Genomic DNA, 6624 nt, shown 5'->3' on the forward strand with positions numbered 1-6624 from the left:
CGCTCTGGAAAGCTCGACGAGCAGCCTGGCCAGGGGTGTTCACGAGTACGCCTGACCAGGCACTCCAGAGGCGTACGAAGATCGCTCCCCAAGCCAACGGAGATCGTTTCCCACCCTGCTCACGACCGGGCGTCCGCCACTGTCAGACACAGGGGCAAGGATGGGCGGCATGACGAAGACCGGAGCGGACTACGCGTGGTTCGAGGACGACTTTCCAGACATCGCCGAGGCGTACTGCTTCACCCTGGTACGAGGCCTGTCGCCCGCGGAGCTGAGTCCCGGCTCGAAGGACGACCAGAGGCACCCCTGCAGGGCATAGCAGCAGTCGTCGACGCGGCCTTCGCCCAGTACGACGTGGAGGAAGAGGACCGGCAGCTGGTCGCCATGACGACGGTGGGTAGCTGGACCCTGCTGATCGAGCCCAACGGCTACTACAGGGTCACCGAAGAACGAGCGCTGCCGACCTCCGCCGGGGCGAGCTGGGTCTCGCACTTCGTCAACATCAACGGCGTCGGCACGTTCCTCTGGGCAGAGGACCAGGTCCTGCGACTGTGCTTCGACCCCATGTTCCCGGAGGACCGCTGGGGCACGGCGCCCGACGAACTCCTCGACGTCATGCAGCGGATCGGCTTCCACTTCGACGACGACGACCCGGAAACGGATCTGTCCTCGCCGGCGGCGTTCGCTCTGGCCGAGCACCTGACCGGCATCGCCATCACCCCCGCGCTGCTCCAGGACACGACGTTCACCTGCGCCACCATACGAATCCGCTGACCGCTACCCCTGAGCACGGCAGGAGTTCGACGAGGCTCCGTTGTCAGAGGTCGCCCCTATCGTGCGAGCAACGGTGCTGGAGAGGAGCGACCATGGGGTTTTCAGGCGAGTTGGTCTTCGGCCGCAGTGAGCGTCCGCTCATTGAGGCCCCGGTCTTCGGCGGTGCGCAAGAGGACGACGAGGGCGGTATAACCGCTTGCTGGCCACGGCCCGGTGGATGGCAGACGTGGCAATTCCACGGGACCTTTCCCGGCAGACCCGAAGACGTCCTGCGAGCCGTGGTCGAGTGGACCGGGGCTCCGGCCTGCGTGGCGTTGGTGCACGACAGCGACGTCGCATTGGTCTCGGGGTTGGGACCTGGGGGCGACATGTGGGATGCGTGGCTGAATCTGGAGATCGCGGCAGGAATGGTGGACCGTCCTTTGTCCGAGATGGACGCCGCCGTACCCGACGACGCCCGCCGCGCCCTGGACTGGGCTCGTTCTGCGGGAGTCGGCGACGGCGTGGCAGCAACCGCGATCGAGGAGATCTTGCGATCCGACGAGACGTTCGCCGAGGAAGTCTTCGCCAACCTGCTGGATCGCTTGGGCTTCCCCGAGGCAGTCGACCCTGAGGCAGAAGGCTGAGCGAGGATCGTCTCTGCCTTGCCGGAGTCCGCTCGATATCGGCTGGAGCTGTGGCGGCTGCACACGGCAGAGTGGTGTGGTGACTGAGCTGTGGGCGCACGCGCTGACCTGGACGGAAGTGGATCCGTCGCGGCATCCGTTCGAGCTGGACGCGGATGCGACGAAGGCACTGACCGGACGTGTCAGCGCCTTGTTGCCCAGCCCCGAGGCCGCCGCCGAGAATCGCCTGCGCTCGCTGGAGCCGGTCACCAAGTTTCTGGTGGACCTGTACGGCCGGTGGGCCTGCGGGTGGAACTGGTCGGTGGGCGAGGGTGACACCGATGGTGGGGGCGTCGGCGCGTGGTGCTGTACCTCCCATTCCGTGACGACGGCGGACGAGACGGCTCCTCTGATTGTCGCCGGCCTGCTTGAGTGGCGTGACTGGTTGGAGGATCTGGCGGAGCGCTTCGCCGCGCTGGCGCCACCGTTGCGCTCGGAGGGGGCCACGGTGGATCCCTGGCATTGGGAGCGGGCATGCACGCGGCTGGTCACCGTGGTGGCCGACCGGACGCAGGCCGAGAGCGGCTGGTACGGACATTGTGAGCAGGTGCTCGGCTGGTTCCTCGCCTACAACGGCGTCGGAGCGGAGCGAGCCGGCGAGATCGTGGAGAGGGCGGTCGGCGGCCGGTTCGGCAGTTGGATCGCACCGGACGCCACGGTGGTCGATGCGGTGAGTTCGAAGTTCGCCCGGGCCGTGGGCGAGACCAGGTGATGTCCACCTCAGACCGCCCGAAGGACGCCCTCGCCGACTGGCTGCGTATCCGTCCGCAGATCTCATGGCCGCGTTGGAGCAGAACCGACATCCACCATGGGGCATCGCACCAAGACGCCTTCCGGGACTTCTTCAACGCGACCCGCGGTGGCCGCGATGTTGAGGGGACTGCGAGGGTCCTGGCAGCCCTTGATCTGGCTTTGGCGGACGCGAAGCGGGGCGATCGGTTGACCTTTGCTCTGATGGCGAACTGGCAGCAGATCGTGTTGGGCGAGGGCGTGGCCGCCTTTCGTACGCTGCCGGCTTTCGCGAAGGGAGGGCGGGAGCGCTACGGCATCGCGCCGGACACACGGGCGTGGTTCGAGGGGTGCCTGTCCGAGAGCACTCAGCCGGACCTGTCCCTCCCCTCACGCGCGGCCCGAACCTACCTCGATGTCCTCTTCTTCCACCCGTTCGAGGACGGCAACGCCCGCGCGGCAATGCTGGCGCTGGCCTTCGTCCTGGCCTGCGAAGGAGCGGTGATCGACCAGGTGCACCCGCTCCAGGCCACCCGCTGGGCCGACGACGCCGAGGGGGCGGCCGATCTGGCGGTACTGCTCGAAATTCTGATCACCGCGGCGGGGCGCCGCCTGTCCCACGGGAGGCAGTCATGACCGAACGCGATGTCCTGCTCAACGAGCTGGCGCAAGGGCTGCGCCCGATGTCAGAGGGCATCGAATGGTTCGACGGACTCGGCCAGGCGGAGCAGTCCGATGTGCTGCTGTTCCTGCGCCATCACTGCGTCCAGGCACGCGCCGTCGCCGAGGACGCACCGGAGAGCATCCGCTGTGCTGGGCTGCGCCCGACGCATACGCCCGCAGTGCTGATCTCACGAGGCCGGATCGACGAGCAACTGGGGAAGATCGCCGGTCTCGCGCCTCCCGACGAACGTCGCAAGGCGTTCAGGCTGCTGATCGCCGTGCTCGCGATCGCCGACGCGCGGCGCCGCGAGCGCTTCTGCTCTGGGGGCTGCAGTCACTGGTGGCACAGACTGTCCGCCGTCGTCTGAAACCCAGCACCGCGCCCCTGAAGGCAGGTCCCGGTTGAGCGTCTCTGCGGAGTGGATCAGTCCCACCAGAAGTCCCAGCGATGGGCACCTGTGATCCGCTCGGCGTACGCAGCCAGCGTGTACGGCCTGTTGCCCTGCCAGATGTTGTCCGGGCAGAAGGCGAAGTGCTCGGCCGCGACCAGGAGAGCCTCATGCTCGTTCGCCGGTGGCCAGGCGACGCTGAGGTGCAGCTGCGTCCGGGTCCAGGACGAGTCCGTCGTCGCCCCGCGGACTACGGGCGCCGGCGCCGGGGCTCCAGTCGAGGGTGAGGGGTTCGGGGTCGGTCGGCCGCGGCGTCTCGATGCCGCCGTGCCCGTCGACGGCCGCGTGCTCCTCGGCCCGCACCACCCGGTAGGGGATGCCGAGCCCCCGTGCTTCGAGCACTTCAGCCCCCTGGGTGCATCAAGCCTGACCGGCCGAAAGTACCTGATGACGGGCGGATGACGATCAGCCGGAAGGGTCGCGGTGGCAGCAAGCTGCCTGGCAGTTTGGCGACAGTCGGCATCCCTTCCGGGGGCTGCCGACGGGCGGCAGAGTGGTGCTCACGAGGACGGCGGCGGGAGAAACCCGCTCTCCGCCCCGCGGGGCAGGAAGGGTTTCGTCCCCCTGATCCGCGCAGTTCCCCTCCGTACCGCTCCGCCCCGTCGACCGAAGGAATGTCATGTCGCGCGTCTCCGCACTTCTCGCCGCCGGCCTCACCGCCCTGCTCTCCGCCGGAGCGGCCGTCACCACGGTGCAGGCCGCCGACGCCCCCGGTGCGATCAGCTGGGACTCGGTCCAGGCCGGTGACGATTCGGGGGCGATCAGCTGGGACTCGGTCGAGGTGCCCGCACCCGCCGCCCAGCAGAACGCCATCAGCTGGGACTGACCTGCCGTGCGCGTCATCCTGGCCTCCATGGCCGCACCGTCGGGAGCCCCCCTCGCCAGGAAACCCTCGCCGTCGTCACCGATCTCCTGTGGGCCCACGCAGTACCCGCCGACGGGCTGGAGCACGTGAGGGCCCGCTTCACCCACGATGGCCTCGACCTCTACCTGTTCGTACGCGCCGCTGCCGACGACATCGCCCTGCCGCGCATGCGCTGCCTTCTCGACCGGGTGTCCCACGCCATCGCGGCGCAGGGCTACGCGCTCACCGACGCCCGCTGAACCGCCCGGGGCCCTCGGCCCCGACCGCCCGCCCGCCTCCCGGGCCAGGCCCTTCCCTCTTCCCCGTGCGTCCCCTGCTCAGGGCACCGCCATGTCACCGTCAGGAGTACCTCCGTGTCCCGTGCCGTCATGCCCCGTCCGATCCGCGCCGGCCTCGCCTCCTTCGTCGTCGCCGCCGCCCTATCGGGCCTTGCCACGACCCCCGTCCACGCCTCCGAGTTCACCGAGATGGCGGCGCTCGCCAAGAGCCAGACGGGCAACGGCCCCTGCGCCGGCGGCGGCTACCACAACGGTCTGATGCAGAGGAACAGCTGCGACGGCAGCGGCGGTGCCGCCCACGCCTGGTGCGCCGACTTCGTCGGCTGGGTCTGGTCGAAGTACAACGTGATGGGCCAGGCCGTGCTCACCGACGCCGCCTCCAGTTTCTGGGCCTACGGCCAGAAGTACGGGACGCTCCACACCAGCCCCACGTACACCCCCAGCGTCGGTGACGCCGTCGTGTACGAGTACGCCAACGGCTGGGCCCAGCACGTGGCCATGGTGACCGGCGTCGCGGACGGCAAGGTCACCATCACCGGCGGCAACGAGAGCAACAGCGTCAGGACCAACACGACGTCCAGCTGGCGCGTGGGCCAGGCGCCATTCGGCAGCCAGCGCATCAGCGGGTACATCTCTCCGAAGATCCAGCAGGCCACTCCGCCGCAGGTCGCGCTCAGCGGCGCCACCGGCACTGTCTCGGGCGTCGCCAACCTGACGGCCTCCACCACCGCCGGGACCTACGGCGTGGCCTCCGTCCAGTACTACGTCGACGGCGAGCCGGTCAGCGGCAAGCTCACCCAGGCGCCCTACTCCTTCGCCCTGGACTCCAGCCGCTTCCCCGACGGCAAGCACATCGTCGCCGCCGAGGTCACCGACACGAACGGCAACACCGGCGCCTCCCGCGCCCAGATCATCACCTCCAACGGCGAGGCCACCTCCACCTTCCACGCCGACTTCAACGGCGATGGGAAGGCCGACGTCGGCGTCCTGTACGACTACGGCAAGCAGGCGGACGGCTCGTACGAGACCGGCCTGTGGACGTACCTGAGCAACGGCGCCGGCTTCAACCAGCCCGTCAAGGTCTGGGACAACGCCTCCACGAACTTCGGCTCGTGGAACTGGGACCGCTCCAAGGTCACCACCGGCGACTTCAACGGCGACGGCAAGGACGACGTCGGCGTCCTCTACAACAACGGCCAGCAGACGGACGGCACCAACAAGACCGCCCTGTGGACCTTCACCTCCACGGGCACCGACTTCACCAACCCCGTCCTCAAGTGGGACAACGTCTCCACCGGCTCCGGCTCGTGGAACTGGAACCGGTCGAAGGTCACCACCGGCGACTTCAACGGCGACGGCAAGGACGACGTCGGCATCCTCTACAACAACGGCCAGCAGACGGACGGCACCAACGTCACCGCCCTGTGGACGCTGACCTCCACCGGCACGGACTTCACCAACCCGTCGAAGAAGTGGGACAACGTCTCCACGGCCACGGGCTCCTGGAACTGGGACCGCTCCAAGATGGTCTCCGGCGACTTCACCGGCGACGGCAAGGCGGACGTCGGCATCCTGTACGACAACGGCCGGCAGACGGACGGCACCAACGTGACCGCCCTGTGGACCCTCGCCTCCACCGGCACGGACTTCACCAACCCGTCGAAGAAGTGGGACAACGTCTCCACGGCCACGGGCTCCTGGAACTGGGACCGCTCGAAGGTCACCACCGGCGACTTCAACGGCGACGGCAAGGCCGACGTCGGCATCCTCTACGACAACGGCCAGACCGAGGACAGCCGCAACGTGTCGGCGCTGTGGACCTTCACCTCCACCGGCAGCGACTTCACCAACCCGTCCAAGAAGTGGGACTCGGGCACCGGCAGCTGGAACTCCGACACCAGCAAGCTGACCGCCGGCGACTTCAACGGCGACGGCAAGACCGACATCGGCGTGCTGTACGGCTACGGCGTCCAGGACGACGGCAGCAACCGCACGGGCCTGTGGAAGTTCACCAGCACCGGCACCGACTTCGCCAACCCGGTCATGAGCTGGGACAGCGCCGGCCAGACCAGCTGGAACTGGAAGGCCAGCAAGCTCGGCTGACGCCCCCCGTGGGGGGCGGGCCGGCCGGCCGCCCCCCCCCCGCCCCGGCCCCCCCCCCCCCCCCCCCCCCCCCCCCCCCCCCCCCCCGCGCCCCCCCC

At 68.9% G+C, this 6624-nt stretch carries 11 protein-coding genes; 9 read left to right on the forward strand and 2 right to left on the reverse strand.

The genetic code is table 11. The features are described from left to right. The first annotated feature begins 169 nt into the window (after positions 1-169). From ACIQFX_RS38140 to ACIQFX_RS38165, 6 genes are all read left to right on the forward strand, one after another. Positions 170-319, forward strand: coding sequence for a DUF6461 domain-containing protein (locus tag ACIQFX_RS38140; protein ID WP_402472967.1), 150 nt, complete (start codon positions 170-172; stop codon positions 317-319). Next, a complete protein-coding gene (locus ACIQFX_RS38145; protein ID WP_402472994.1) occupies positions 316-774 on the forward strand; it encodes a DUF6461 domain-containing protein in 459 nt (152 codons plus the stop codon). The genes ACIQFX_RS38140 and ACIQFX_RS38145 overlap by 4 nt, the downstream gene beginning before the upstream one ends. A gap of 92 nt (positions 775-866) precedes the next feature. After that, positions 867-1400, forward strand: coding sequence for a hypothetical protein (locus ACIQFX_RS38150; RefSeq protein WP_402472970.1), 534 nt, complete (start codon positions 867-869; stop codon positions 1398-1400). Positions 1401-1479: 79 nt separating this feature from the next. Further along, the gene (locus tag ACIQFX_RS38155) at positions 1480-2151 is read left to right on the forward strand and encodes a hypothetical protein (protein ID WP_402472972.1); all 672 of its coding nucleotides are present in this window, start codon (positions 1480-1482) and stop codon (positions 2149-2151) included. Next, complete coding sequence (locus ACIQFX_RS38160; RefSeq protein ID WP_402472974.1) at positions 2151-2804, forward strand: Fic family protein; 654 nt, start codon at positions 2151-2153, stop codon at positions 2802-2804. Before ACIQFX_RS38155 ends, ACIQFX_RS38160 begins: the two co-directional genes overlap by 1 nt. Beyond that, positions 2801-3199 (forward strand): DUF5958 family protein, encoded by a 399-nt coding sequence (locus ACIQFX_RS38165; protein ID WP_402472976.1) that lies wholly within the window; start codon positions 2801-2803, stop codon positions 3197-3199. Before ACIQFX_RS38160 ends, ACIQFX_RS38165 begins: the two co-directional genes overlap by 4 nt. Before the next feature lie 56 nt (positions 3200-3255). Here the strand turns inward: ACIQFX_RS38165 and ACIQFX_RS38170 are convergent, their stop codons facing one another. Together ACIQFX_RS38170 and ACIQFX_RS38175 are read right to left on the reverse strand one after the other, a co-directional pair. Further along, entirely contained in the window at positions 3256-3429 is a 174-nt protein-coding gene (locus tag ACIQFX_RS38170; RefSeq protein WP_402472997.1) for a DUF4253 domain-containing protein, read from the reverse strand. After that, positions 3389-3622 carry a DUF5954 family protein gene (locus ACIQFX_RS38175; RefSeq protein WP_402472979.1) on the reverse strand — a complete coding sequence of 78 codons (234 nt, stop codon included), beginning with the start codon at positions 3620-3622 and terminating at the stop codon, positions 3389-3391. Before ACIQFX_RS38175 ends, ACIQFX_RS38170 begins: the two co-directional genes overlap by 41 nt. A gap of 277 nt (positions 3623-3899) precedes the next feature. On the opposite strand from ACIQFX_RS38175, the gene ACIQFX_RS38180 reads away from it, so the two are divergent. The 3 genes from ACIQFX_RS38180 to ACIQFX_RS38190 all read left to right on the forward strand — a co-directional run bounded on the left by ACIQFX_RS38180 (position 3900) and on the right by ACIQFX_RS38190 (position 6526). Beyond that, positions 3900-4106 carry a hypothetical protein gene (locus ACIQFX_RS38180; protein ID WP_402472982.1) on the forward strand — a complete coding sequence of 69 codons (207 nt, stop codon included), beginning with the start codon at positions 3900-3902 and terminating at the stop codon, positions 4104-4106. A 125-nt stretch (positions 4107-4231) separates the two neighbouring features. Continuing rightward, positions 4232-4384, forward strand: a complete 153-nt coding sequence (locus ACIQFX_RS38185) for a hypothetical protein (RefSeq protein ID WP_402472983.1) — start codon at positions 4232-4234, stop codon at positions 4382-4384. 114 nt (positions 4385-4498) lie between these two features. After that, positions 4499-6526 carry an Ig-like domain-containing protein gene (locus tag ACIQFX_RS38190; RefSeq protein ID WP_402472985.1) on the forward strand — a complete coding sequence of 676 codons (2028 nt, stop codon included), beginning with the start codon at positions 4499-4501 and terminating at the stop codon, positions 6524-6526. The last annotated feature ends 98 nt before the right edge of the window (positions 6527-6624 follow it).

The organism is Streptomyces sp. NPDC093089, assembly GCF_044754405.1.
Taxonomy (GTDB): domain Bacteria; phylum Actinomycetota; class Actinomycetes; order Streptomycetales; family Streptomycetaceae; genus Streptomyces.